Source organism: Streptomyces avermitilis MA-4680 = NBRC 14893 (assembly GCF_000009765.2).
In the GTDB taxonomy this organism is placed as follows: domain Bacteria; phylum Actinomycetota; class Actinomycetes; order Streptomycetales; family Streptomycetaceae; genus Streptomyces; species Streptomyces avermitilis.
The window spans coordinates 5,240,139-5,266,291 of the sequence record NC_003155.5; the positions used below are offsets into that span (position 1 = coordinate 5,240,139).

Genomic DNA, 26,153 nt, shown 5'->3' on the forward strand with positions numbered 1-26,153 from the left:
CAATCACAGTAGCGACAGAGACCTATCGACTTATTTATAGTTGGGCGCCGTCGGAGGTACCGGGAGGGGAGGGAGCGCCGTGGACCTGGCTCTGCTGCGCACCTTCGTGACCGTGCACCGGGCCGGCTCCTTCACCCGCGCCGCCGCCCTGCTCGGCCTCTCCCAGCCGGCCGTCACCTCGCAGATCCGCACACTGGAACGGCAACTGGGCCGCCCTCTGTTTCTGCGCCAGGCCCGCGGGGTGACCCCCACGACCATCGGCGACGAACTCGCCCACAAGGCCGCCCCGCATCTGGACGCCCTGGTGGAGATCGCCGAGACCGGCCTCGACGAGGAATCCTCGCTACGTACGCTCCATCTCGCCGGCCCGCCGGAGTTCACCGCCGAACGGGCCCTGCCCGCGCTCACGGAGCTGACCGGCGACGACGGCCAGGGCTTCGCGCTGCGGGCGTCCTTCGGCAACGCCGAGGAGACGCTGGAGGGGCTCGCCGCCGGACATCATGATCTGGCCATCACGACGGCCCAGCCACGCGGCGCCCTGCTCACCGCCACTCCGCTCTGCGACGAGGAGCACGTCCTGGTCGCCGCCCCTCGCTGGGCCGTCCGCATCGGCCACGGCAAGCTGCGCCGCAAGGGTGCGCCCGCCTTGGAGAACATCCCCCTGGTCGAGGTTCACGAGTCGCTGCCGTTCGTCGCCCGCTACTGGGCCTCCGTCTTCGACTCCCGCCCGGCCGCCTCCGGCACCGTCATCGTCCCGGACCTGCGCGCGGTCCTCGCCTGCGCCACCACGGGGGCGGGCCTCGCCGTACTGCCCCGCTATCTGTGCGCTCCGGCACTGGAACGTGGCGATGTCGTGCCGCTCCTGGACCCCGCGGTGCCGCCGCTGCGCACGTATTTCCTGGTGGTCCGCACCGGCACCCTCGCCATGCCGCACATCGCACGGGCGCACGAATGGCTCCTGCGGGCTGCCGCCGACTGGGTGTGAGGAGAGCTGCGGGCTGAGCACCGCGATGTTTCACGTGGAACAAGCTGGGCCACATTTCACCCATGACCGTTCGCCCCGTGGTCAAGCGCACCGCCCGCGCCATCCTGCTCGATGGTGACGACCTGATTCTGATCAAGCGGACCAAGCCCGGCGTCGATCCCTACTGGCTCACACCGGGCGGTGGGGTCGAACCGGAGGACACGACCGTCGTCGACGCGCTCCATCGTGAGGTGCACGAGGAGCTGGGCGCCAAGATCACCGATGTGGTGCCTTGTTTCGTGGACACCGTGGAACACATCGGGGAGGACGGCGGTGCCACCGGTGTGAAGGTGCAGCACTTCTTCGTCTGCCATCTGGAGTCCATGGACCCGGCACAGCGGCACGGCCCCGAGGTCGAGGACCCGTGCGGCGAGTACGAGATCGTCCGCATCCCCTTCACCCGGGTCGGAATCGCCTCCGTCCACCTCGTACCGCTGTCCCTGCGGCACTATCTCGACGGCAATATCGAGGGTGTACGGGCGATGCACGCGCCCGACCTGGGCTGACCCGTTCCTGACGCGGCCCCGGGTCAGTCCCCGGCCGCCACCAGTTCCTCCACCGAGTCATGGCGGATGCGGTCCGGCGGAATGCCGATGCCCCTCAGGGCGTCCACACCACTACGGATCATGCCTGGCGGGCCCGAGAGGTAGGCGTCGTACTCGTTCCAGGGCCCGTACTCGCGTATGACGTCGGGAAGCTGGAGATGCGCCCGCTGGTCCACGACAGGGCGAACCGAGAGCCAGGGGTGGCTCTGCTGCAACCGCAGCATCGTGTCGATGTCGTACAGGTCATGGTCCCTACGGGCGCCGTAGAAGACCTCGACCGGGCGGCGCTCACCGTGCTCGGCGACGTCCTCGACCAGCGCCTTGATGGGAGCGATACCGGTTCCGCCGCCCAGACAGAGCAATCCGCTCTCGGTGGTGTGGTCGACAGTCATCGAGCCGGCCGGCGGCCCGAGCCGGATGATGTCGCCGGGCCGGGCGCGGTGCACCAGCGCGTTGGACACCCAGCCCGCCGGGACCGCCTTCACGTGGAAGGACAGCAGGCCGTCGGAGCGGGGCGCCGAGGCGAAGGAGTAGTGCCGCCAGATCCGCGGCCACCACGGCGTCTCCAGGCTGGTGTACTGCCCGGCGAGGAAAGGATACGGCTGGTCGGGGCGGACCGTGATCACCGCGATGTCCGGGGTCCGGAGATCGTGCGAGACGACCTCCGCGTACCACCAGGCAGGGGCACGCAGCTCGTCCGCGGCCGCCGCGTCGATCATCACCTGGGAGATCGTCGTGTACGCACGGACCCAGGCCGCCTCGGTCTCCTCGTCCCAGATCCCGGACGCATACCGGCTCAGCGCACCGATGAGGCACTCGCCGACGGCCGGGTAGTGCTCCGGCCGGGTGCCGTACTTGCGGTGGCCGCGACCCAGGTTCTGCAGGTAAGCGACCAGGACTTCGGTGTTGTCGATGTGCTCGGCCGCGGTCAGCAGCGCCTTGAGCAGCCGGTCCCGCTGGGTGTCCATCGCGGCGGGGAACAGCGAGCGCAGATCGGGGTGGCGCACGAAGAGCAGCGCGTAGAAGTAGGAGGTCACCTTGCCGGCGACGGGCCCCACCTCGGCCATGGTGCGGCGGATGAGGACGGCGTCGGGGGACGCCTCCGGCCCCGGAGCGGGCCCCGGTGTGGGCACCTGCGGGTCGGGGCCAGGACGCGGGGAGCCGGGCTCCGGCGGCCCGGGTTCGCGCTGCGGGATGCCACGCTCGGGCAGCGCGGCCGCCGGCTGCGGCTGAACGGGGCCGGACTGCGGCTGTCCAAACTGCGGCTGTCCGGCCAGCGGCCGTAGGGCCTCGTGGGCCGACTCGGGCTGCGACGCCGCGATGGGAGCCGGGGCGGGCCGTGTCTCTTCGGTGAGCGTGGCCCCGAGATGTCGGGCGGGTGCGGGTGCCGCAGGGTCGGGGAGCGACCGGAGCGGCTCGCCGGACATGGGCTGGGTGGGCGCGACGACCGCTTCCTCCGTCGGCGGTATTCGCTGCTGCTCCGTGCCCTCACCCGCGGATGGCCGGCCGACCGGGCGCATCGCCGCGAGACGGCTGCCCTCGGGCGCTTCCTGGCCGCCGCCCTGAGGCGTCTCCGGCTGCTTGCGGGGCGTGAACCAGCCGGCCCCGCCGGTACCGCCGGACGTGCCGTTGTCGGCCGACGTAGTGGTCGGAGCGTCCATGGTGTGCCTCGCCTCGAACATCTTTCGGTCGGTCTGCGCACTTCCTCGGTCGGAAGACGCCTGCTTTCTCCGCAGACGGTCCTGCGCTTATCCCCGTTCAGTCCCTGATGGCCAATGCGGCCACTTTCAACCCGGATTCTTACCGCGTACGGACAAGTAAGGCGAGAGTGTGACATTGGCCGCAGTACTCACAGCGCAGCGTCCCACCCCGGACCAACGCCCGGCCGTGTAACGGAAAATGCGGGTCTTCGATCTCTCCGTCCCGTTAAGCTGCATCGGCCTGCGTTCGCGCCCCGCGGGACGTGCGGACATCACACCGGACGCGAACCGGACTCGACCATACCGGCCGCCGCCCCACACACAAGTCCCCCCTTGCTCCACCATGAATTGACGTTGGAGTGAACGAGCAATTCCTTCAATTACCGGGCGCGCCGCACCAATTCATAGGCATCCCACAGATCCCGGCCCGCGTAGGTGTAGGTGGCGAGGCCCAGCAGATGCCGGTCCGCATTGACCGCGACCGAGACCGGCACCGATCCGAAGAGTTCCGCGTCGGAGAGCGAGTCGCCGTAGGCAACACAGTCGGCCCGCGTCACCCCGAACTCTTCACAGAGCCGGTCGGCGATCTCCACCTTGGCCGCAGGAGTCAAAATCCCGGCCGGGTCCACGGGTTCGCTGAACGGCACGGCCGGGAACCTCGAACCGTACGCGGCGTGGGCGCCCCACCCGATGAGCCGCTCCACGAAGAACGAGGGTGAAAGCGAGACGACCGCACAGTACTCCCCACGCGAGCGGATGTCGGCCCAGGTGTACCGGATCCGCCGCAGCCAGGGTGCCTCTTGGAAGGCCGCCGCGACATGGGCCTCGGTGAGATCTCCCCATAGCGCATGCACACGCCGCGCATACCCGTGCGAGTCGATTCGCCGCGCCACGAAATCGCGCTCGAGATCGGCTATCTCCGCGTCGATACCCAGTTGCCTGGAAATCTCCACAGGGGCCGCCGTGCCGTGCAACAGCGTCCCGTCAAGATCGAAGAGGTGCAGTCGCGTCATGGAGGGCGAGATTAGCGATACCGGCACTCGCCCCTGCCCACCAGATCCGTGCCCGCTGTTTCACGTGAAACATCTGTCCTGGGGCTGTGGGGTGGGGCATGACATGTCCAAAGGCGTATCCGGCTGACGGCAAACCGGTGGACGTCCAGGGTGCCCTTCATGCAGCCTGACCTGCGTGTCGACACCTTCCTCCGCCTCTCTGCCCATCCGTCATCTGACGCCTCGCGATCTCACCGCCTGCGCCGACTTGTCCGAGGACCGGGGCTGGCCCCGCGAAGAGCACAAGTGGGGCCTGCTTCTCGCAGCGGGAAAGGGCTACGGCATCGACGACCCCGAAGGGGGTCTCGTGAGCGCCTGCGTCGTAACCGAGTACGGTCCTCAGGACCGCCCGGATCTGGGAGCGATCGGCATGGTCCTGGTCGCCGAACGGCATGCCCGCCAGGGCATCGGCCGCCGGCTGATGCGCCATGTGATGGCGGAGATGGCCACCACCCCCCTCACCCTGTGCGCGACCCCGTTCGGCCGTCCGCTCTATGAGGAGCTCGGTTTCAAGGTCGTGGGTCATTCCGAGATGGTGCGCGGGTACTTCGCTCCGGGTGGGGCGGAGCCAGCGGTGGTCACTCGGCCGGCCACGGCGGAGGACCTGATCCCGATCCTCCGGCTCGACGCCGAGGTCTTCGGTGCCGACCGCACCCATGTCCTCACCCGGCTTCCCGCCTTCGCCGATCAGCTGCGGGTGGCCGAGGAGAACGGCCGGATCATCGGGTACACGGCGGCCTGGCCCAACATGGACACTCATGTGGTGGGCCCGCTGACGGCCCGCGACACGGAGACCGCGAAGGCCCTCGTCGCCTCGCTCGCCGCTCACACCGACCGCCCGCTGCGGACAGACATCGATGTACGGCACGAAGAGCTGCTGGCCTGGCTGAAGGAGCGCGGGCTCGCGCCGGTCGGTCTCAACGCGGTGATGACGTACGGCATCCCGGACCTGCCCGGTGATGGAACCCGTCGATTCGCTCCGCTGACCGTGGCGGCGGGCTGAGCGTCGGCGCACTGAAAGACGCGTGCCCCCGAGGATCACCTGGGGACACGCGTCTCGTCGTGGAGCCCTGCGCACCGAGTCCGGTGCGCAGGGGCGGGAACGCGGTGGCGTCAGGAAAGCGCCTTCACGGCCGCGGCGGCGAAGCCGTGGTCCTGCTCCGGTGCGCCACCGCCGACCCCGAGCGCTCCGATCAGGCGTCCGTCGCGGTGGACCGGCACTCCGCCCGCGATGAAGAGCAGCGGCCGGTCGAGCGCGGTGGGCAGGGTGTGGAAGAGGCCGCCGGGCTGGACCGCCTCGACGAGGTCGGCGGTGGACGCGTTCAGCTGGAGCGCGGTGTACGCCTTGCGGGTGCTGGTCTCGCCCGAGATCAGCACGGCCCGGTCATCCCGGCGGAAGGCAAGCAGATGCCCGCCCGCGTCGAGGACGGTGATGCTGACCGTGACCCCGGCGGCCTCGGCTGCCCGGCGGGCGGCGGAGACGAGGACCTCCGCGTCCTCGGTGGAGAGCGGGGTGACAGCGGTGGTGCTCATGTGGTGGTTCTCCTTGGGAGGTGCTGCTGAGGTTGCGTGGAAAGTGGATCGAGGGGAGCGGGGCCGGCCCTGGCCCCGCTCCGAGTACGGTCCGGGCCGGCGGCTCGGCTTCTGTCCGGTCAACGGCCCTGATCCGGTCCAGTCAGTGGTGGACGGGGGTCTGCCGCTCTGCGGGCGCGGCGTCCGCGACGACGGCGCTCCGGCCCGTGTCACGGCGCTCCAGGGCGGCCGAGAGGACGGCGAGGACCAGGGCCGCCGCGGCGAGAACGGCGCCGACCCAGTTGGGAGCGGTGTATCCCAGACCGGCCGCGATGACGATGCCGCCGAGCCAGGCCGAGAGGGCGTTGCCGAGGTTGAAGGCGCCGATGTTCACGGCCGAGGCCAGCGTGGGCGCGCCGTGCGCATGGTCGAGGACCCGCTTCTGCAGTGGCGGCACGGTCGCGAAGCCAAGGGCACCGATCAGCATGATGGTGACCGCCGCGAGGACCTTGTTGTGCGCGGTAACGGTGAACAGGGCGAGCACGACAGCGAGGCCGCCCAGTGACACGTAGAGCATCGGCATCAGCGCACGGTCCGCGAACTTGCCGCCGATGAGGTTCCCGCCGACCATGCCGAGGCCGAAGAGGACCAGCAGCCAGGTCACCGAGCCGTCCGCGAAGCCGGCCACGTGCGTCATCATCGGCGCGATGTAGGTGATGGCCGCGAACACGCCGCCGAAGCCGAGGACGGTCATCGCCATCGCGAGCAGCACCTGGACGTTCTTGAAGGCGGCCAGTTCGTGGCGCAGACGGACACCCGGGGGCTTGGGCATCTCGGGCACCAGCTTGGCCACGCCCAGCAGCCCGACCACACCGAGCGCGGCGACCACCGCGAAGGTGACCCGCCAGCCGATGGACTGCCCGATGAGGGTGCCGAGGGGGACGCCGACGACATTGGCGACCGTCAGCCCGCTGAACATCATGGAGATGGCGCCGGCCTTCTTCTCGGGAGCCACCAACTCGGCGGCGACCACCGAGCCGATACCGAAGAAGGCGCCGTGGGCGAGGGAGGCGACCACTCGTCCCACCAGCATCAGCCCGAAGACGGGGGCGACGGCGGAGAGCAGGTTGCCGAGGACGAACAGGCCCATCAGCAGCATCAGCATCCGCTTGCGGGGCACCTTGGTGCCGAGCGCGGTCATGATCGGGGCGCCGAACACCACGCCGAGGGCGTAGCCGGTCACCAGAAGTCCGGCGGTGGGGATGGAGACACCGAAGTCGCCTGCGACCTCGGGCAGCACACCCATGATCACGAATTCGGTGGTTCCGATCCCGAAGGCCCCGATCGCGAGGGCCAGAAGCGCGAGAGGCATGGGGGACACCTTCCCAATGGATTGCAGGAGCGCTTTGCGTGCGTTCACAATAGTTGCAGACACTGGCTATATGCAAACGCGGTCTATTGCGTCCATGCTCTATCCTTGTGTTCAGTCACTCCAGGACGGAGGAAAACGCCATGACAGCGACGGACCCCGCGCTCACCGCCCTAGCCCAGGGCTGGTGCGCCCTTTCTCTGCTGCACGGGAGGATCGAGGGCCACATCGAGCGCGCGCTGCAGGCCAAGCACGGACTGAGCGTGCGGGAGTACTCCCTGCTCGACGTACTCAGCCGGCAGCACGACGGCGAGGGCGGCCATCTGCAGATGAAGCAGGTCGCCGACGCGGTCGTCCTCAGCCAGAGCGCCACCACCCGGCTGGTCACCCGGCTCGAGGACCGCGGGCTGCTCTCTCGCTACCTGTGCCCGACCGACCGTCGCGGCATCTACACGAATGTCAGCGAAGCGGGCCTCAAGCTCCTTGAGGAGGCGCGGCCCACCAACGACGCCGCCTTGCGCCAGGCTCTCGACGAAGCCGCCAGGAGCCCCGAGCTGGCCCCGCTGGTTCGGGTCGTGGAGTCGGTGAACGCGCCCGCATAGGCTGCGAGCATGGAAGATCTTGAGATACGGCCTGCCGTTGCGGGTGACATCCCCGCGATCGTCGCGATGCTCGCCGACGACCCGCTGGGCGCCCAGCGGGAGTCACCGGACGACCTGGCGCCCTATCTGACGGCGCTCGAGCGTCTGGCCAAGGATCCGAACCAGCACCTGGTCGTCGCCGTACGCGAGGACCGCGTCATCGGCACCCTGCAGCTCACGATCATTCCTGGTCTGTCCCGGCGCGGTTCCACCCGCTCGATCATCGAGGGCGTACGCATCCACGCGGACGAACGCGGCAGCGGGCTCGGTACACGGCTCATCGAGTGGGCGGTCGACGAGTCCCGGCGCCAGGGCTGCCAGCTGGTCCAGTTGACCTCCGACGCCACCCGCACCGCCGCTCACCGTTTCTATGAGCGGCTGGGCTTCGAGGCCTCGCACGTGGGCTTCAAGCTGCCACTCTGAGACGACCAGCCACAGCGCCGACACCCACAGCGTCGGCACCCCAGCGCGCCTCGCAGGCAAGAAGCGTCCTGTTTCACGTGAAACAGGACGCTCCGATGAGCTCACAACTGCGCACCGACGCCTATGGGATGCCGCGCCACCCCTCAGGATCCACCCCGCCCGGCACCGGAGCCCCCTCGTCGTACGGCTGCCGCGTGAACACGAACGACCCGAGGTCCAGGTGGCTCACGGACCCGTCAGGCCGTCGTACGGCCTTCAGGAGCTCTCCCGCGTAATAGCCGTCGAGCCCGGTCCAGGTGCCGTCACCGTTCGCCCGCAGGCGCGCCCGACGGCCGACGCCGCTCAGCGGCTCCAGCGAAACCCCTCCGTCGACGGTCAGCCGCAGCACGAAGGCCTGGGTCCCCCAGTACCACTGCCCCGCCAACTCCAGGACGCCCTCGTCGACATCGGGCAGCGGTCGCCACGGCTCGGGAATCCGGGGTTCGGCCTCGGCGACGATGCGCACGAGATCGGCGGCGACGGCCGACGGCATCGGGCCGGAAGTGCAGTTGACCAGCACGACGGCCGCCAGATCGTCCTCCACGCTGACGGTGAGGTTCGCAAGAAAGCCCGGCAGGGAACCGGAGTGCCCGACGAGGAGTCGACCGTCCCGGTACTGGAGCTGCATACCCAGCCCGTAGGCGGAGCCGGACATCACGTCCGCGGCCTCGGCGGGCGCGGCCGGCGTACGCATCTCCCGGACGGAATCCGCGCTCAGTACCCGCTCGTCTCCCTGGGCGAGGAAGACGGCGAAGCGCGCCAAGTCGCCGGTCGTGGACCAGAGCTGACCGGCCGGTGCCATCCTGCCGAGGTCCTCGGCAGGCTCCGGAAGCATCACATCGGCCCACGGATGCACCGCCCAGCCACCCGCATGAGGCGCCCGCGGGTCTCCGCTCGTCCGGCGCATGCCCAGCGGTTCGAGCACCTCGCGCCGCAGCACTTCCTCCCAGGGAGCGCCTCGCAGTTCCTCGACCAGAGCACCCAGAAGCGTGTAGCCGGGGTTCGAATAATGGTGCCGCCGGCCGACCGGATGCCTCAGCGGCAGTTCGCCCAGGACATCGGCAAGCTCCGGGCGAAGGGAGCCGGGCGTGCGCTCCCACCAGGGCGCGGGCGACTCGGCCGCCAACCCGCCCGTATGCGCGAGCAGTTCGGCGATGGTGGCCTCCCCCGCACCCGTGCCCGGCAGATGCTTCTCCAGGGGGTCGCCGAGGTCCAGCACTCCCTCGTCCCGCAGCCGCAGCACGAGTACGGCGGTGAAGGTCTTGGTGATCGAGCCGATCCTGTACTGCACGTTCTCGTCCGGCGCGTGCCCGTCCACCGAGGTCCGCGAGCCGTACCACACCGTCTGCCCGCCCCGTACGACCGCCGCTGCCAACGACGGGGCGCGCCCCTCGGCCTGAGCAACCGCGATCCGGTGCAGCAGAGCCCGGCGGGTTGCCGGGAGCAGCTCTTCTTGGGATGTCTTCATGGCCCCAGTCCACCCGGCCCCTCATCCCACGTCGAGCGCATTTCCTGAGAGGCGACAAAGCCGGCCGGGCGACGGATCAGGTTTGGGCCATGTCCACGAAGCGTGAGTAGTGGCCCTGGAAGGCGACCGTGATCGTGGCCGTCGGGCCGTTACGGTGCTTGCCCACGATGATGTCCGCCTCGCCCGCGCGCGGAGACTCCTTCTCGTACGCGTCCTCGCGGTGCAGCAGGATGACCATGTCAGCGTCCTGCTCGATGGATCCGGACTCACGCAGGTCGGAGACCATGGGCTTCTTGTCCGTGCGCTGTTCGGGGCCACGGTTCAGCTGCGAGAGCGCGATCACCGGCAGCTCCAGCTCCTTGGCCAGCAGCTTCAGGTTTCGCGACATGTCCGAGACTTCCTGTTGGCGGCTCTCGGACCGCTTGCCGCCCGACTGCATCAGTTGCAGGTAGTCGATGATGACGAGCTTCAGATCGTTGCGCTGCTTGAGGCGGCGGCACTTTGCGCGGATCTCCATCATCGACAGGTTCGGGGAGTCGTCGATGTAGAGCGGTGCGGCCGAGACGTCGGGCATACGGCGGGCGAGTCGTGTCCAGTCCTCGTCGGTCATCGTGCCGGACCGCATGTGGTGCAGGGCTACGCGCGCCTCGGCCGAGAGCAGACGCATCGCGATCTCGTTACGCCCCATTTCGAGCGAGAAGATCACGCTCGGCAGGTTGTTCTTGATGGAGGCGGCACGCGCGAAGTCCAGCGCGAGCGTCGACTTACCCATGGCGGGACGGGCCGCAATGATGATCATCTGGCCGGGATGCATGCCGTTGGTGAGCTGGTCGAGGTCGGTGAAGCCGGTGGGCACACCGGTCATCTCCCCCGATCGCGAACCGATCGCCTCGATCTCGTCGAGTGCGCCCTCCATGATGTCGCCGAGCGGCAGATAGTCCTCAGTGGTGCGCTGCTCGGTGACCGCGAAGATCTCGGCCTGGGCCCGGTTGACGATCTCGTCGACGTCGTCGTCCGCCGCGTAACCCATCTGCGTGATGCGCGTGCCGGCCTCGACCAGGCGACGCAGCACGGCACGCTCGTGGACGATCTCCGCGTAGTACTCGGCGTTCGCCGCCGTCGGAACCGTCTGGACGAGGGTGTGCAGATAGGAGGCGCCCCCGACCTTCGTGATCTCACCGCGCTTGGTCAGCTCGGCGGCGATGGTGATCGGGTCGGCCGGCTCGCCCTTGGCGTAGATGTCGAGGATCGCCTGGTAGATCGTCTCGTGCGCCGGCTTGTAGAAGTCATGGCCCTTGAGGACCTCGACGACGTCGGCGATCGCATCCTTGGAGAGGAGCATGCCGCCGAGGACGGACTGCTCGGCGTCCAGGTCCTGGGGCGGTACGCGCTCGAAGGACGAGCCCGCCCCCTCCCATGCGTCGCTGTCCCGACCACGGTCGTGCTGCTCGTCCCGTCCCCGGCCACCTTCGCGGCGCTGGCGGGAGGCAGGCAGACGATCACTGGGACCGCTGTCGGCCCAGGGGTCGTCCAAAGGCTCGGAAAGACTCACCGGGCCACCTCCTCCCGTCCGCCGCGCGGACCTCGCCGTGCCCTTCATTCGTACGGCACGACACTGACAACTAAGAGGCCCAACTCCGGTTCCGGTGCGTCGGTTTTGCCAGGTTTCCGAGGACGGAAGAAGGAGCGGGCGCCGGACCACGTTAGGCCTGTCGGCACCGTCAGCCAATCTGGTTATCCACAGGCCATGTGGACGACGGCCCCGATGCTGTGGAGAACTCCGCAAAACCTGTGCACGACACGGTGGACAGGCCTGTGAACAAGCCCTCAGCCCACCCGAGGGACTCGCTGTGACCTGCGCTTTTACCGTCCACGGGCTGTGCAGAAGAAAAAGTTTCCCCGTCGGCCCAAGATCTCCGCGAACGGTGCACAGCGACACGCCCGACCGACACGTCAGTAAGGGTCATAGCCATATTGCATCTCTTACCTGTGGAAGATTAGATTGGTGGCCATGACACAGGCTCCAGCGAGACCCAGCGCCGCCCGGCGTCGGCACGACCGAGAGATCGTCGCGCTGGCCGTTCCGGCCTTTGGCGCACTCGTCGCCGAGCCCCTCTTCGTGATGGCCGACAGTGCGATCGTCGGCCACCTCGGCACCGCGCAACTGGCCGGCCTCGGTGTCGCCTCCGCACTTCTCACCACTGCCGTGAGCGTGTTCGTCTTCCTCGCTTACGCGACCACGGCAGCCGTCGCACGCCGGGTCGGAGCCGGAGATCTGCGGGCCGCCATCCGTCAGGGCATGGACGGCATCTGGCTGGCCCTGCTGCTCGGCGCCGTCGTCATCGCCGTCTTCCTCCCCACGGCACCCGCCGTGGTGGACCTCTTCGGCGCCTCTGAGACAGCGGCCCCGTACGCGATCACCTATCTGCGGATCTCCGCGCTCGGCATTCCCGCCATGCTCGTGGTGCTGGCCGCCACCGGTGTGCTGCGCGGACTCCAGGACACCAAGACCCCGCTGTACGTCGCTGTTGCGGGCTTCGTTGCCAACGCCGTCCTCAACGTAGTCCTCGTCTACGGCGCCGGTCTCGGCATCGCAGGTTCCGCCTGGGGCACCGTCATCGCCCAGTACGGCATGGCCGTCGCATATCTGTACGTCGTCGTCCGGGGTGCCCGTAAACTCGGCGCCCCTCTGCGGCCGGACATCGCCGGGATACGGGCTTGCGCTCAGGCCGGCGCCCCCTTGCTGGTGCGCACCCTCTCGCTGCGCGCCGTCCTCATGATCGCCACTGCCGTGGCGGCCCGGCTCGGGGACGCGGACATCGCCGCACACCAGATCATCCTGTCTCTGTGGAGCCTGCTCGCGTTCGCCCTCGATGCGATCGCCATCGCCGGGCAGGCGATCATCGGGCGCTACCTCGGCGCGGGCGACACGGAGGGCGCCCGAGCAGCCTGCCGCCGCATGGTCGAGTGGGGGATCGCGGCCGGGGTGGTGCTCGGTCTGCTGGTGGTCGTCGCACGCCCCTTGTTCCTGCCGCTCTTCACCGGCGACTCCGCGGTCAAGGACGCTGCCCTGCCCGCACTGCTCCTGGTGGCGCTCTCCCAGCCGATCTGTGGCGTCGTCTTCGTTCTGGACGGAGTCCTGATGGGTGCCGGAGACGGCCTCTATCTGGCGTGGGCGATGTTGCTGACTCTGGCGGTCTTCACGCCCGTGGCTCTTTTGGTACCCATGCTCGGCGGCGGACTGACCGCCCTCTGGGGAGCGATGACCCTGATGATGACGGTACGCATGCTGACCCTGTGGCTACGCTCCCGCTCGGGCCGCTGGATCGTCACCGGTGCGAGCCGCTGACTGGCGCAGTGCCGATCGGTACGCGTTCGACGGGCGGAGGGATCACCGGGCCGGCTCCCCTCCGTTTCACGTGAAACAGAGCCCATCAGCCGCCCGTTTCACGTGAAACACGAGCGACGTCCGACTCGCTCCAGCCACGAAAAAGGGCCGCACCCGTCCGGATGCGGCCCTTCTCTCAGCTATGCCGAGCGCAGCGTTCAGGCCGCGACGACCTCGATGTTGACCTTGGCGGCAACCTCGGGGTGCAGACGCACGGACGTCTCGTGGGCGCCCAGCGTCTTGATCGGCGAGCCCAGCTCGATGCGGCGCTTGTCGACCTCGGGGCCACCGGAAGCCTTGATCGCCGAGGCGACGTCGGCCGGGGTGACGGAACCGAAGAGACGACCGGCGTCGCCGGAGCGGACGGCCAGGCGGACCTTGACGCCCTCGAGGCGGGCCTTGATCTCGTTGGCCTGCTCGATGGTCTGGATCTCGTGGATCTTGCGAGCACGACGGATCTGCTCGACGTCCTTCTCGCCGCCCTTGGTCCAGCGGATCGCGAAGTTCCGCGGGATCAGGTAGTTGCGAGCGTAACCGTCCTTGACGTCAACGACGTCGCCCGCGGCACCGAGGCCGGAGACCTCGTGGGTGAGGATGATCTTCATTTGTCGGTCACCCTTCCCTTATCGCGCGGTGGAGGTGTAGGGCAGCAGCGCCATCTCACGGCTGTTCTTCACAGCCGTGGCGACGTCACGCTGGTGCTGCGTGCAGTTGCCGGTCACGCGGCGGGCACGGATCTTGCCGCGGTCGGAAATGAACTTCCGCAGCATGTTCGTGTCCTTGTAGTCCACGTACGTGACCTTGTCCTTGCAGAATGCGCAGACCTTCTTCTTCGGCTTGCGCACAGGCGGCTTCGCCATGGTGTATCTCCTGTGTGATCAAGAAGTGTGGGTACGAACCACCCTTGGCCCGGGGGCCTAGAAGGGGGGTTCGTCCGAGTAGCCGCCGCCGCTGCCGCCGCTGCTGCCGCCGGAGCTTCCGCCCCAGCCGCCGCCACCGCCGCCGCCCTGGTTGCCACCGGCGGGAGTGCCGGTCGCCCAGGGGTCGTCGGCCGGAGCGCCGCCGCCCTGCGGAGCGCCGCCGGAGCCACCGCCCCAGCCGCCGCCCTGCTGGCCGCCGCCACCGCCGCCGTAACCGCCCTGGCCGCCCTGGCCGCTCCGGCCCGTGGTCTTGGTGACCTTGGCCGTGGCGTTCTTCAGGCTGGCGCCGACTTCCTCGACGTCCAGCTCGTAGACCGTGCGCTTGACGCCCTCACGGTCCTCGTAGGACCGCTGCTTCAGCCGGCCCTGCACGATGACGCGCATGCCTCGCTGGAGCGACTCGGCGACGTTCTCCGCCGCCTGACGCCAGACCGAGCAGGTCAGGAACAGGCTCTCGCCGTCCTTCCACTCATTGGTCTGACGGTCGAAGGTGCGGGGGGTGGACGCGACACGGAACTTCGCGACCGCCGCACCGGAAGGGGTGAAGCGCAGCTCGGGGTCGTCGACAAGATTGCCGACGACCGTGATGACGGTCTCGCCTGCCATGGGGGAACCTCTCGGCGGGTTTGCTGCTGGCTGCTTTTGGTGCTGCTACTCGAATCCCGAGATCAGCTGAGCGGGAGGCTCAGTGGGTCTCGGGGCGGAGGACCTTGGTCCGGAGGACCGACTCGTTCAGGTTCATCTGTCGGTCGAGCTCCTTGACGACCGCAGGCTCGGCCTGCAGGTCGATGACCGAGTAGATGCCCTCGGGCTTCTTCTTGATCTCGTAGGACAGACGACGACGGCCCCAGGTGTCGACCTTCTCGACCTTTCCGTTGCCCTCACGGACGACGGAGAGGAAGTTCTCGATCAGCGGGGAGACAGCGCGCTCTTCGAGATCGGGGTCGAGGATGACCATCACTTCGTAGTGACGCATGTGGAACCCACCTCCTTTGGACTCAGCGGCCACGGTCGTTCCGTGGCAGGAGGGTTGTGATGCGTACGCAACGGTATCGGCCGCCACTGACAATCGAATCCCACGATCGGAGGACCGAGCGGGATCCCTGTCGTGATCAGGGCTGCGACCTGGGTGGAACCTGGGTCGCGCCCCGGCCATGGGCTGGGCAGACACCGGTGCAGACGGTACACACTACCCGCACACACGCTTCCGGTTGAAATCCGACCGCAGGGACCGTCAGTCTGTACCCATCGGGTGTGTATGGCGCTACGATGCGCCGCCTTCCGCAGGAGGTGCCACATGGCACAGGCATTTCGACCCAACACCGCCGGATCCCTCTTCGCCACGGATGGAAAGGCCCATCCGCTCCAGGACACCTTGCTAGCGGTGACGCTGGTGCTCGGAGTGATCGCCTTCGTCACGGCGATGTTCCACGGTCTGCATCTGATCAGTTCCTGGGCCGGCCTGGTGGGGATCGCCACAGGCGCGTACGGGCAGTTCATCTCCGTGACGACCCGCGAGCGCTTCGGTCTGATCCTGGGCCTGGGTGCGTCCGCGGTCGGCTTCTTCCTCGGCATGGCCCATGGAGGTCTCTTCGGCGGGGTCTTCGGCTGACCCCGGGCCCCTCGGGGCCGGCTCTCCACTCACCATCGGCCGCTTCCGGTCGGAACATCCGGCCAAGCGGCCGATCCACACCGCTCGACGCTCCGGCAACACACCGGTCGGGGCCCAGGTTCGATGCGGCCAGACAGGGCGCTCGCAGGGCGCAGTAGGCTTCGGCGCGAGAGCCGGAGCCCCTGTACCCATGGGGACACACCAGCCCGAGGAGCGCCCCGAATGAGTCTGACCCTGAGGACCATCAGCCGAGAGCAGCATCTGGCATACATCCAGAGCCTGCCCGCGGCTAGTCACATGCAGGTCCCGGCCTGGGCAGATGTAAAGGCGGAGTGGCGCTCCGAGAGCCTCGGCTGGTTCGACGACAGGACCGGCGAGATGGTCGGCGCGGGGCTGGTCCTGTACCGGCAGCTGCCCAAGATCAAGCGCTATCTCGCCTATTTGCCCGAAGGCCCGGTCATCAACTGGTTCGCGCCGAACCTCGACGACTGGCTCCAGCCGATGCTCGCGCACCTCAAGCAGCAGGGCGCCTTCTCGGTGAAGATGGGCCCGCCGGTGATCATCCGGCGCTGGGAGGCCGCCTCCATCAAGGGCGGCATCCAGAACCCCGATGTGAAGCGTCTGCGCGACATCGAGGCGGACTTCATCGAACCGCGCGCCTTCGAGGTCGCCGACAAGCTGCGCCGCATGGGCTGGCAGCAGGGCGAGGACGGCGGCGCCGGCTTCGGCGACGTACAGCCTCGTTACGTCTTCCAGGTGCCGCTCGCCAACCGCTCCCTGGAAGAGGTTCACAAGAACTTCAACCAGCTCTGGCGCCGCAACATCAAGAAGGCCGAGAAGGCCGGCGTCGAGGTCGTCCAGGGCGGCTACCACGACCTGGAGGAGTGGCAGCGGCTGTACGAGATCACGGCCGTCCGCGACCACTTCCGGCCCCGGCCGCTGTCGTACTTCCAGCGCATGTGGACGGCCCTCAACACTGAGGACCCCAACCGCATGCGGCTGTACTTCGCGCGTCACAACGGCGTGAACCTGTCGGCCGCGACGATGCTCGTCGTCGGCGGGCACGTCTGGTACTCGTACGGCGCCTCGGACAACATCGGGCGTGAGGTCCGGCCCTCGAACGCGATGCAATGGCGAATGCTGCGCGACTCCTACGCCCTCGGCGCGACCGTCTACGACCTGCGCGGCATCTCCGACTCGCTGGACGAGACCGACCACCTCTTCGGCCTGATCCAGTTCAAGGTCGGCACGGGCGGCGAGGCCGCCGAGTACCTCGGCGAGTGGGACTTCCCGCTCAACAAGCTGCTCCACAAGGCGCTCGACATCTATATGTCGCGCCGCTGACCCCGCCCTGCTTGGCCCCGCCGGTCCGGCGGATGCACCACACTTTGCCTTGACACCTCTGATCAACCGCAGCCACCAGAAAGGTTCCGGGACCGGCCATGGCGCTCACGCTCTACGTCGACACCGCGCGCTGGCGAGCACACCACAAGCACGTGCAGGAGCAGTTCCCGGGACTCGTACCCGTCTGCAAAGGCAACGGCTATGGCTTCGGCCATGAGCGGCTCGCGGACGAGGCCACCCGCCTCGGCTCGGACGTCCTCGCCGTCGGCACCACGTACGAGGCCGCCCGGATCAAGGACTGGTTCGGCGGCGATCTGCTGGTGCTGACGCCGTTCAGGCGGGGCGAGGAGCCCGTGCCGCTGCCGGACCGCGTCATCCGCTCCGTGTCGTCCATCGACGGCGTGTACGGCCTCGTGGGCGCCCGTGTCGTCATCGAGGTGATGTCCTCGATGAAGCGGCACGGTGTGAGCGAGCAGGACCTCCCGCACCTGCACTCCGCCATAGAGAACGTCCGCCTCGAGGGCTTCGCCATCCACCTGCCGCTGGACCGCACCGACGGCTCGGACGCCGTCGAGGAGGTCATCGGCTGGATGGACCGTCTGCGCGCGGCCCGGCTGCCGCTGCACACGATGTTCGTCAGCCACCTCAAGGCCGAGGAACTCGCCCGGTTGCAGCAGCAGTTCCCGCAGACCCGCTTCCGCGCCCGTATCGGCACGCGGCTGTGGCTGGGGGACCACGAGGCGACGGAGTACCGCGGGGCGGTTCTGGACGTCACGCGCGTCTCCAAGGGCGACCGTTTCGGCTATCGGCAGCAGAAGGCGGCCTCCGACGGCTATCTGGTCGTCGTGGCGGGCGGCACGTCACACGGAGTGGGCCTGGAGGCTCCCAAGGCCCTGCACGGCGTCATGCCGCGCGCCAAGGGCGTCGCCCGCGCCGGCCTCGCGACCGTCAACCGGAACCTTTCGCCGTTCGTCTGGGCGGGCAAGCAGCGCTGGTTCGCCGAGCCCCCGCACATGCAGGTCTCGATCCTCTTCGTGCCCTCGGACGCCACGGAGCCGAAGGTCGGCGACGAGCTCGTGGCACACCTTCGGCACACCACCACGCAGTTCGACCGGATCCTGGACCGCTGAGGACCCCAGGACAGCGCCGCTGAGCCGAAAGGCCGTACACCCCGTGTACGGCCTTTCGCATGTCTTCCCCGCACCCTGTTCGCTCAGGGCGAACTGTCGCCGACCGACATCGGGCCCCTACTGCCCCATTCCACCTGCGGTCCCTCGAAGTGCACCGCGTGACGCGGCGGATGGGCGGCGGCACCGAGCACGAAGACGTCTGGAGCGCCGTCCAGCACGCCGCCGGACGGATCGTCGTCTCCGGCCCGGCGCACCACGTCCCGCTCCGGCATCAGGATGTCGCGTACGACCACCGCGCACAGGTACAGCGTCCCCAGCAGGTGCAGGACGACGGCGAGTTGGTAGCCCTCGGTCGGGAGCCCCTTGTGAGCGTCGCCGCTGGTCGTGTACGCGAGGTACATCCAGATCCCCAGGAAGTACGCGACCTCGCACGCCTGCCAGATCAGGAAGTCCCGCCAGCGCGGCCGGGCCAGGGCGGCGAGAGGGACCAGCCAGAGTACGTACTGCGGCGAGTAGACCTTGTTGGTGAGGATGAAGGCCGCCACGATCAGGAAGGCGAGCTGAGCGAGGCGTGGGCGGCGCGGGGCGGTCAGCGTGAGGGCGGCCAGGCCCGCGCAGACGGCCAGCATCATGACCATGGCCCAGGTGTTGGCCGCATCGGCGGTGATCTGGATGTTCCACCGCTGCGAGAGGACCAGGAAGACCGAGCCGAAGTCGACGCCGCGGTCATGGCTGAAGCGGTAGAACTTCGCCCAGCCCTCCGGTGCCAGGAACATCACCGGAAGGTTCACGACGAGCCAGGCGCCGACCGCGCCGAGCAGCGCGGTCGCGAACTCCCGCCACTTGCCGGCCCGCCAGCACAGCAGGAAGAGCGGTCCGAGCACCAGGAAGGGGTAGAACTTGGCAGCGGTGGCGAGTCCCAGCAGGATGCCGAAAGCGAGGGCCCGGCCCCGCGACCACATCAGCATCGCGGCGGCCAGGAGGGCCACGGCGAGCAGGTCCCAGTTGATGGTGGCCGTCAGCGCGAACGCGGGCGCCAAAGCCACCAGGAGCCCGTCCCAGGGCCGTCGGCGGTGTGTGCGGGAGGTGCACACGGCGATGATCGCGGTGCACACCATCAGCATCCCGGCGTTGGCCATCCAGTAGGCCTGCTCCTGGTGCTGGATGGTGCCGCTGCCCGGTGTGAGCCAGGAGGCGACCTCCATGAACACACCGGTGAGGACCGGGTACTCCAGGTAGTCCATGTCGCCGGGGAGCTTGTCGAAGTACGGCACGAGCCCGTCGGCGAAGCCGCGCCCCTGATAGAGGTGCGGGATGTCCGAATAGCACGCGTGCGTGTACTGCGAGCTGGCGCCGAAGAACCAGGCGCTGTCGTAGCAGGGCAGCTTCTGGACCATACCGAGGGCGAACATGCCGATCGCGACGAGCGCCACGATCCGCACGGGCGTCCACCAGGACGTCCCGAACAGTGCGCGTCGCCCGATGGGGCCGCCGATCAGCTCACTGCCGGCCGCGGCGACCTCGTCCTCCCTGGTCGGCCGTACCGGCTCCGGCTGGTGCACGCTCGCTCGCGTCGTCTCTGCACTGGGCATGCCGCACATCCTGCCGTACGCAGCTAGGAATACGCCGAGGGCCGCCACACCTGGTCGGTGTGACGGCCCTCGTTTCACGTGAAACAGACGGTTTCACGTGAAACACGCACGGTGACGGCTATCCGTTCGGTCCTCCGAAGATGCCTCCGTTGCCGTTGCCTCTGGTGTTCCCGTTCCCAGTGGACTCCGTCGGTGTCGCGGTGACGCCTCCATCGGTGCCACTGGTGTTCCCACCCGTGTCGGTGCCCCCGGTGTCGGTGCAGCCGAAGCCGAAGCAGCTGTCGGTCGGCGTGGGCGTCGGCGAGGTCGTGGTCTTGCTGGGCGTCGGAGTCGGCGTCGGGCTCTCCTCCACGCTCTTCGTGGGCGAGGGGATCACCGTCGGGGTCGGGTTGTCGTCGACCACCACACCGATGGGCTGCGGCGTCGGGAAGTCCTTCGGCGCCGTGTCCTTCAGGGCCTGTTCCATGTAGTCGTGCCAGATCTCGGCCGGGAACGAGGCGCCGTGGATCTTGTCCTGGCCACCCGTCCCGTACATCTCCAGGAACTGGCGCTTCTTGCTGGACTCGTTGTCGTCCATCCGGTACATCGTGATCGACGTCGAGAGCTGCGGGGTGTAGCCGACGAACCAGGCCGACTTGTTGCCGTCGGTGGTACCCGTCTTGCCCGCCACCTCACGGCCGGTCAGCTGAGCCGCGGTGCCGGTGCCCTGGTCGACCACGGTCTTCAGGACGTCGGTCACGTTGTCGGCGACCTTGGCGGTGAAGGCGTCGTCGACCTTGGCGATGTCACTGTGCTGGAAGACCGGACCGTCCTTGCTCGTGACCTTCTCGACCGAGTACGGGTCACGCTGCTTGCCGCTCGCCGCGAACGTGGCGTAGGCACCGGCCATGCGGATCGCGCTGGGGTCGGAGGTGCCGATCGAGAACGACGGGTAGTTGGCACTGGCCAGGCTGGTCTTGAGGATGCCCGCACTCAGGGCGGCATCCCTGACCTTGTCCAGGCCGACGTCCATACCGAGCTGGACGAAGGCGGAGTTCGCGGAGACCCTCATCGCCTCGCGGAGGTCGATCTTGTAGCTGGGCGCGTTGTACGACTCACCGCCGTCGTTCGTCTGGAGCCACTCCTTGCCCTTGTTGTCCGTCCAGACGTTGCCCTTGTAGTCCTCGATCTTGAGCTTGTTCTTGCCGCTGTACAGGCTCTTCGGGGAGACGACGGTGCGCTCGTCCTGCGACTGCGAGTCGTCGAGATCGGGGTCTTTCTTGCCCCACGACATGGCGGCCGCCAGCACGAACGGCTTGAACGTCGAGCCCACCTGGGCGCCGGTCTGGTCGGCGTTGTTGGTGAAGTGCTTGGTCGCGTCCTCACCGCCGTAGATGGCCTTGATCGCGCCGGTGGTCGGGTCCACGGAGGCTCCGCCGAACTGGACGTAGGTGTCCGTGTCCGGGCGCTGCTTGGGCTTGATGTTCTTCTTCCGGACCGCCTTCACCGCGTCCTCGAGCTCGGTGACCTTCTTCTTGTCGAAGGTCGTGTAGATCGAGTAGCCGCCCCGCTGAAGGTCATCGGCGGAGATCTCGCTGTTGTTGACGAGGTACGCCTTGGCGAGGTCGACGAGATAGCCGACCTGGCCGCTGAGGCGGGCGTTCGAGCGCGGGTTCTCGACCTTGGGGAGTTCCGTGTACTTGTTCCGCGTCGCCTCGTCCAGGTGGCCGTACTCGACCTCCTTGTCGAGGGTGTCCTGCATCTGGAGCTTCGCCCGCCGGCTGTTGGCCTCCGAAGTGGCGGCCGGGTCGAGCGACGTCGCACCCGCGGGGTCGTAGTACGTGGCGCCCTTGAGCATCGCCGCCAGGAAGGCGCACTGGCCGGGGTTCAGGTTCTTGGCATCTTCGTCGAAGTAAGCGCGCGCGCCCGCCTGGATCCCGTAGGCCCCGCGACCGTAGTACGCGGAGTTCAGATAGCCGGCCATGATCTCGTCCTTCGGGACCTTGGCCCCCACCTTTATCGCGACGAAGATCTCCTTGAACTTACGCGAGATCGTCTGCGACTGGTCGTCCAGCATCGCGTTCTTGACGTACTGCTGGGTGATGGTGGAACCACCCTGCGTCTCGCCGCCCCTGGCCATGTTGAAGAAGGCCCGGGCGATGCCCTTGGGGTCGACGCCGCTGTCGGTCTCGAAGGTCTTGTTCTCCTGCGAGATGACGGCGTACCGCATCGCCTTCGGGATCTGCGAGATGTTGACGATCTGGCGGTTCGTCTCACCACCGGTGGCAACCATCTGGCTGCCGTCCTTCCAGTAGTAGACGTTGTTCTGCGCCTTAGCGGTCAGAGCGACTTTGGGAACGCCCACCAGCGCGTACGCGACACCCGCGACCGCCACCATGCTGCCGAAGAAGGCGATGCACAGGCCCGTGACCAGCCTCCAGGACGGCAGCCAGCGCGCGGCTCCGTACTTACCGGCGCGCGGGTAGTCGATGAAGCGCTTCCGTTCGGGAACGGAGCGGCCCCTGCCGCGCCCTGGTCCATTCGGACCGCCTGGACCGCCTGGACCGCCTCGGCGGCCACCGCCGCCTCCGGAACCGCGTCCCGCGCCGTCGGCGGCCCTACGCCGGCCGGGCTCACTTCTCTGTGACGCCCGCCGGGCCTCGGCTCGGCCACCGTACGGGCGTTCCTCATCTCCCGCCCCATACGAGTCGGAAGGAGACCCGGTGGCGGCTCGCGGTGCCGCTCGGCGGCCGGAGGGCGCCGACTGGCCGCGTCGGGCCGCGGCACGTCCGCCTTCCTGCGGCTGCGGCAGTTTGCGACGGTGCTCGCTCATCGAACGATTACTCCTCGGGCAGGCGCACCTTTGCGCGCCTGGAAACGGCGGCTGGTTTCCGGTCCCCCCCAAGTACGGATGCGGTCGTTTTCGCATTCACCCGTACTGCACCGAGGACAGGGACGTCCTCGGGCGTCACTTGGTTCCCGGTGGTGTGCATGCCGCACAGACTACGCACCGTCAAAACCCACCGAGGACCGAAGTTCACCCCAAATCAGGCAACTTGCTTCCTACGAATCGGTGATGTGACCCCGTTCACCCTTCCCCCTCTTGTCGCATGCGGAGGAGCGATCTATCGTCATGATGTATCGAGTCGATACATCAGCTCGGCATAAAGGCCGTGCCGACACGGCCGCGACAGGGAGGAGGCGACGATGAGCCGGCGTTCCGGGATCCTCGAGTTCGCCGTACTCGGCCTGCTCCGCGAGTCCCCGATGCACGGCTATGAGCTGCGCAAACGACTCAATACGTCACTGGGTGTGTTCCGTGCGTTCAGCTACGGGACGCTCTACCCCTGCCTCAAGACGCTGGTCGCCAACGGCTGGTTGATCGAGGAATCGGGGAGCGCCCCTGAGGACGCCCTCGCCGCTTCACTCGCTGGGCGCCGCGCCAAGATCGTCTATCGGTTGACGGCGGAAGGTAAGGAGCACTTCGAGGAACTGCTCTCACAGACGGGTCCCGATGCGTACGAGGACGAGCACTTCGCCGCTCGTTTCGCCTTCTTCGGACAGACGTCGCGCGATGTACGCGTGCGTGTACTGGAGGGCCGCCGCAGTCGGCTGGAGGAGCGCCTGGAGAAGATGCGCGCCTCTCTGACACGCACCCGGGAGCGCCTCGACGACTACACCCTTGAGCTCCAGCGCCACGGAATGGAGTCCGTGGAGCGCGAAGTGCGCTGGCTGAACGAGCTCATCGAGAGTGAGCGGGCCGGACGGGACCTCAAAGGTTCCGCTTCCGCAGGCTCCGCTCAGCAGAACAGCACATCTGGAGAGACGGGCGGCCTGCCCCGGCACCGGGACGAGTCCCGGCCGGATCCGTCCGACGACACCACCACGTGAGGCCCATTCGGGGTTTCACCGAGTACACACAGGGAGCAACCGGAATGGGTTCGGTTCGCGTAGCCATCGTCGGCGTGGGCAACTGCGCCGCCTCGCTGGTGCAGGGCGTCGAGTACTACAAGGACGCCGACCCGGCGTCCAAGGTGCCCGGTCTGATGCACGTCCAGTTCGGCGAGTACCACGTCGGTGACGTCGAGTTCGTCGCCGCCTTCGACGTCGACGCGAAGAAGGTCGGCCTCGACCTCTCCGACGCCATCGGTGCCAGCGAGAACAACACCATCAAGATCTGTGACGTCCCGAACAAGGGCATCACGGTCCAGCGCGGCCACACCCTCGACGGTCTCGGCAAGTACTACCGCCAGACCATCGAGGAGTCCGCCGAGGCCCCGGTCGACGTCGTCCAGATCCTCAAGGACAAGCAGGTCGACGTCCTCGTCTGCTACCTGCCCGTCGGTTCCGAGGACGCGGCGAAGTTCTACGCCCAGTGCGCCATCGACGCCAAGGTCGCCTTCGTCAACGCCCTCCCGGTCTTCATCGCCGGCACCAAGGAGTGGGCGGACAAGTTCACCGAGGCCGGCGTCCCGATCGTCGGTGACGACATCAAGTCGCAGGTCGGCGCCACCATCACGCACCGTGTGATGGCGAAGCTGTTCGAGGACCGCGGTGTCCGTCTCGAGCGCACCATGCAGCTCAACGTCGGCGGCAACATGGACTTCAAGAACATGCTGGAGCGCGACCGCCTCGAGTCCAAGAAGATCTCGAAGACGCAGGCCGTCACCTCGCAGATCCCCGACCGCGACCTGGGCGAGAAGAACGTCCACATCGGTCCCTCGGACTACGTGGCCTGGCTCGACGACCGCAAGTGGGCGTACGTCCGCCTCGAGGGCCGTGCCTTCGGTGACGTTCCGCTGAACCTGGAGTACAAGCTCGAGGTCTGGGACTCCCCGAACTCCGCGGGTGTCATCATCGACGCCCTGCGCGCCGCGAAGATCGCCAAGGACCGCGGCATCGGCGGCCCGATCCTGTCGGCGTCTTCGTACTTCATGAAGTCTCCGCCGGTTCAGTACTTCGACGACGAGGCCTACGCCAACGTCGAGAAGTTCATCAAGGGCGAGGTCGAGCGCTAAAGCGCCTGTCCTTCCGGTCTTCGAGGGTCCCTGGGCATTCCGCCCGGGGGCCCTCACCGTATGTGAGGCTGTGCCCCATGGCTGTCGTGCGTGACCTGCGCATCCTCCTGCGCTTCCAGGGCTTCAGACGCCTGCTCGCCGTGCGGCTGTTCTCCCAGACCGCCGACGGGGTCTACCAGGTCGCACTCGCCACCTACGTCGTCTTCTCCCCGGAGAAGCAGACCTCGGCCGCGGCGATCGCCTCCGCGATGGCGGTACTGCTTCTTCCGTACTCCGTCATCGGCCCCTTCGCCGGCGTCCTGCTGGACCGCTGGCGGCGCCGACAGGTCTTCCTGTACGGCAACCTGCTGCGGGCCCTGCTGGCGTGCGTGACGGCTGTTCTGATGCTCGGCCATGTGCCGGACTGGCTCTTCTACGTCTCCGCGCTGTCCGTCACCGCGGTCAACCGCTTCGTCCTCGCCGGGCTCTCCGCCGCACTGCCCCGCGTGGTCGACGACAAGCGTCTGGTGATGGCCAACTCCCTGTCCCCGACCGCCGGAACGCTCGGGGCGACCGCGGGCGGCGGTCTCGCGTTCGCCGTCCGGCTGGTGGCCGCGGACTCCGACGCCGTGGTGGTACTGCTGGGTGCGGCCCTGTATCTGTGCGCGGCGCTCGCGTCGCTGCGCATCGCTCCGGACCTGCTCGGCCCCGACCAGAGGCCGGTACGGCCACGGTTGGGAGCGGCGCTCGTGGGCACCGCACGCGGCCTCGTGCTGGGCGTGCGCCATCTGGCCGAGGCCCCACGCCGGGAGGCGGCCTGGGCTCTCATCGCCATGACGCTGATGCGGTTCTGCTACGGCGCGCTGACGGTCATGGTGCTGATGCTCTGCCGGTACGCCCTGTCGTCGGATTCGGACGACGGTCTCGCTCTGCTGGGGCTGGCGGTGGGCGTCTCCGGGGCGGGGTTCTTCACGGCGGCCGTCCTGACGCCCTGGGCAGCGGGGAAGCTCGGCCCCGGGCGCTGGATCGTCGTCTGCGCCGCTGCCGCCGCCCTCCTGGAGCCCGCCCTCGGCCTGCCGTTCACCACCGTCCCGATGCTGGTCGCGTCCTTCGTCCTGGGGGTGACCACGCAGGGAGCCAAGATCGCCACTGACACGATCGTCCAGTCCTCGGTCGACGACAGCTTCCGTGGCCGGATCTTCTCGGTTTACGACGTGCTGTTCAATGTCGCATTTGTCGGAGCAGCCGCAGTGGCCGCCCTGATGCTGCCCCCTGACGGCCGCTCAGCCACCCTCGTGGTCACGGTGGCCGTTATCTACGGGGCAATTGCTGGCGCTATGGCCCGCTTTGATCTCCAGTAAGTGTCACATCAATGCCACAGCGCCCCTCCTGAGTTCAGAGTTGTCTGTGCGGACCGA

At 68.1% G+C, this 26,153-nt stretch carries 24 protein-coding genes; 12 read left to right on the forward strand and 12 right to left on the reverse strand.

Annotated features, from left to right (window positions below):
• Positions 1-79 precede the first annotated feature (79 nt).
• Positions 80-985 (forward strand): LysR family transcriptional regulator, encoded by a 906-nt coding sequence (locus SAVERM_RS22100; protein ID WP_010985701.1) that lies wholly within the window; start codon positions 80-82, stop codon positions 983-985.
• A gap of 62 nt (positions 986-1,047) precedes the next feature.
• Positions 1,048-1,530: an NUDIX domain-containing protein gene (locus SAVERM_RS22105; RefSeq protein WP_010985702.1), complete on the forward strand. Its 483-nt coding sequence runs from the start codon at positions 1,048-1,050 to the stop codon at positions 1,528-1,530.
• Positions 1,531-1,553: 23 nt separating this feature from the next.
• On the opposite strand, the gene SAVERM_RS40305 is transcribed toward SAVERM_RS22105, so the two are convergent.
• A complete protein-coding gene (locus SAVERM_RS40305; RefSeq protein ID WP_010985703.1) occupies positions 1,554-3,251 on the reverse strand; it encodes a globin domain-containing protein in 1,698 nt (565 codons plus the stop codon).
• Positions 3,252-3,649: 398 nt separating this feature from the next.
• Positions 3,650-4,282 (reverse strand): HAD family hydrolase, encoded by a 633-nt coding sequence (locus tag SAVERM_RS22115; RefSeq protein WP_037647821.1) that lies wholly within the window; start codon positions 4,280-4,282, stop codon positions 3,650-3,652.
• 175 nt (positions 4,283-4,457) lie between these two features.
• Between SAVERM_RS22115 and SAVERM_RS22120 the strand changes: the two genes are divergently transcribed.
• Complete coding sequence (locus SAVERM_RS22120) at positions 4,458-5,324, forward strand: GNAT family N-acetyltransferase (protein ID WP_010985705.1); 867 nt, start codon at positions 4,458-4,460, stop codon at positions 5,322-5,324.
• A 110-nt stretch (positions 5,325-5,434) separates the two neighbouring features.
• On the opposite strand, the gene SAVERM_RS22125 is transcribed toward SAVERM_RS22120, so the two are convergent.
• Positions 5,435-5,854 (reverse strand): GlcG/HbpS family heme-binding protein, encoded by a 420-nt coding sequence (locus tag SAVERM_RS22125; RefSeq protein ID WP_010985706.1) that lies wholly within the window; start codon positions 5,852-5,854, stop codon positions 5,435-5,437.
• A 142-nt stretch (positions 5,855-5,996) separates the two neighbouring features.
• Positions 5,997-7,205, reverse strand: a complete 1,209-nt coding sequence (locus tag SAVERM_RS22130) for an MFS transporter (RefSeq protein WP_010985707.1) — start codon at positions 7,203-7,205, stop codon at positions 5,997-5,999.
• 140 nt (positions 7,206-7,345) lie between these two features.
• Here SAVERM_RS22130 and SAVERM_RS22135 point away from each other — a divergent pair, with 140 nt between their 5' ends.
• Positions 7,346-7,804: a MarR family winged helix-turn-helix transcriptional regulator gene (locus SAVERM_RS22135; RefSeq protein ID WP_010985708.1), complete on the forward strand. Its 459-nt coding sequence runs from the start codon at positions 7,346-7,348 to the stop codon at positions 7,802-7,804.
• Positions 7,805-7,813: 9 nt separating this feature from the next.
• Positions 7,814-8,266 (forward strand): GNAT family N-acetyltransferase, encoded by a 453-nt coding sequence (locus SAVERM_RS22140; protein ID WP_010985709.1) that lies wholly within the window; start codon positions 7,814-7,816, stop codon positions 8,264-8,266.
• Between the two features lie 121 nt (positions 8,267-8,387).
• On the opposite strand, the gene SAVERM_RS22145 is transcribed toward SAVERM_RS22140, so the two are convergent.
• Positions 8,388-9,773 carry a serine hydrolase domain-containing protein gene (locus tag SAVERM_RS22145; protein ID WP_010985710.1) on the reverse strand — a complete coding sequence of 462 codons (1,386 nt, stop codon included), beginning with the start codon at positions 9,771-9,773 and terminating at the stop codon, positions 8,388-8,390.
• A gap of 76 nt (positions 9,774-9,849) precedes the next feature.
• Positions 9,850-11,325, reverse strand: a complete 1,476-nt coding sequence (dnaB, locus tag SAVERM_RS22150; protein ID WP_010985711.1) for a replicative DNA helicase — start codon at positions 11,323-11,325, stop codon at positions 9,850-9,852.
• A gap of 459 nt (positions 11,326-11,784) precedes the next feature.
• Between dnaB and SAVERM_RS22155 the strand changes: the two genes are divergently transcribed.
• Positions 11,785-13,122, forward strand: a complete 1,338-nt coding sequence (locus SAVERM_RS22155; RefSeq protein ID WP_037647715.1) for an MATE family efflux transporter — start codon at positions 11,785-11,787, stop codon at positions 13,120-13,122.
• A gap of 197 nt (positions 13,123-13,319) precedes the next feature.
• Here the strand turns inward: SAVERM_RS22155 and rplI are convergent, their stop codons facing one another.
• The 4 genes from rplI to rpsF form a co-directional block, all read right to left on the reverse strand.
• Positions 13,320-13,766, reverse strand: coding sequence for a 50S ribosomal protein L9 (gene rplI, locus SAVERM_RS22160; RefSeq protein ID WP_010985713.1), 447 nt, complete (start codon positions 13,764-13,766; stop codon positions 13,320-13,322).
• Between the two features lie 18 nt (positions 13,767-13,784).
• Positions 13,785-14,021, reverse strand: coding sequence for a 30S ribosomal protein S18 (gene rpsR, locus SAVERM_RS22165; protein ID WP_003949403.1), 237 nt, complete (start codon positions 14,019-14,021; stop codon positions 13,785-13,787).
• 57 nt (positions 14,022-14,078) lie between these two features.
• Positions 14,079-14,687, reverse strand: a complete 609-nt coding sequence (locus SAVERM_RS22170; RefSeq protein WP_010985714.1) for a single-stranded DNA-binding protein — start codon at positions 14,685-14,687, stop codon at positions 14,079-14,081.
• Between the two features lie 79 nt (positions 14,688-14,766).
• A complete protein-coding gene (gene rpsF, locus SAVERM_RS22175) occupies positions 14,767-15,057 on the reverse strand; it encodes a 30S ribosomal protein S6 (RefSeq protein ID WP_006604399.1) in 291 nt (96 codons plus the stop codon).
• Between the two features lie 321 nt (positions 15,058-15,378).
• On the opposite strand from rpsF, the gene SAVERM_RS22180 reads away from it, so the two are divergent.
• The 3 genes from SAVERM_RS22180 to SAVERM_RS22190 all read left to right on the forward strand — a co-directional run bounded on the left by SAVERM_RS22180 (position 15,379) and on the right by SAVERM_RS22190 (position 18,167).
• On the forward strand, positions 15,379-15,693 hold the full coding sequence (locus tag SAVERM_RS22180) for a hypothetical protein (protein ID WP_010985715.1): 315 nt from the start codon (positions 15,379-15,381) through the stop codon (positions 15,691-15,693).
• Positions 15,694-15,915: 222 nt separating this feature from the next.
• Positions 15,916-17,037 (forward strand): peptidoglycan bridge formation glycyltransferase FemX, encoded by a 1,122-nt coding sequence (gene femX, locus SAVERM_RS22185; RefSeq protein WP_010985716.1) that lies wholly within the window; start codon positions 15,916-15,918, stop codon positions 17,035-17,037.
• Positions 17,038-17,135: 98 nt separating this feature from the next.
• Positions 17,136-18,167 carry an alanine racemase gene (locus tag SAVERM_RS22190; RefSeq protein WP_010985717.1) on the forward strand — a complete coding sequence of 344 codons (1,032 nt, stop codon included), beginning with the start codon at positions 17,136-17,138 and terminating at the stop codon, positions 18,165-18,167.
• Positions 18,168-18,250: 83 nt separating this feature from the next.
• Here the strand turns inward: SAVERM_RS22190 and SAVERM_RS22195 are convergent, their stop codons facing one another.
• Together SAVERM_RS22195 and SAVERM_RS22200 are read right to left on the reverse strand one after the other, a co-directional pair.
• Positions 18,251-19,759: a glycosyltransferase family 87 protein gene (locus SAVERM_RS22195; RefSeq protein WP_037647719.1), complete on the reverse strand. Its 1,509-nt coding sequence runs from the start codon at positions 19,757-19,759 to the stop codon at positions 18,251-18,253.
• Between the two features lie 118 nt (positions 19,760-19,877).
• The gene (locus SAVERM_RS22200) at positions 19,878-22,571 is read right to left on the reverse strand and encodes a transglycosylase domain-containing protein (RefSeq protein WP_037647720.1); all 2,694 of its coding nucleotides are present in this window, start codon (positions 22,569-22,571) and stop codon (positions 19,878-19,880) included.
• A gap of 374 nt (positions 22,572-22,945) precedes the next feature.
• On the opposite strand from SAVERM_RS22200, the gene SAVERM_RS22205 reads away from it, so the two are divergent.
• The 3 genes from SAVERM_RS22205 (at position 22,946) to SAVERM_RS22215 (ending at position 26,096) form a co-directional block, all read left to right on the forward strand.
• Positions 22,946-23,629 carry a PadR family transcriptional regulator gene (locus SAVERM_RS22205; RefSeq protein WP_010985720.1) on the forward strand — a complete coding sequence of 228 codons (684 nt, stop codon included), beginning with the start codon at positions 22,946-22,948 and terminating at the stop codon, positions 23,627-23,629.
• Positions 23,630-23,673: 44 nt separating this feature from the next.
• Positions 23,674-24,756: an inositol-3-phosphate synthase gene (locus SAVERM_RS22210; RefSeq protein WP_010985721.1), complete on the forward strand. Its 1,083-nt coding sequence runs from the start codon at positions 23,674-23,676 to the stop codon at positions 24,754-24,756.
• A gap of 77 nt (positions 24,757-24,833) precedes the next feature.
• A complete protein-coding gene (locus SAVERM_RS22215; protein WP_010985722.1) occupies positions 24,834-26,096 on the forward strand; it encodes an MFS transporter in 1,263 nt (420 codons plus the stop codon).
• Positions 26,097-26,153 lie beyond the last annotated feature (57 nt).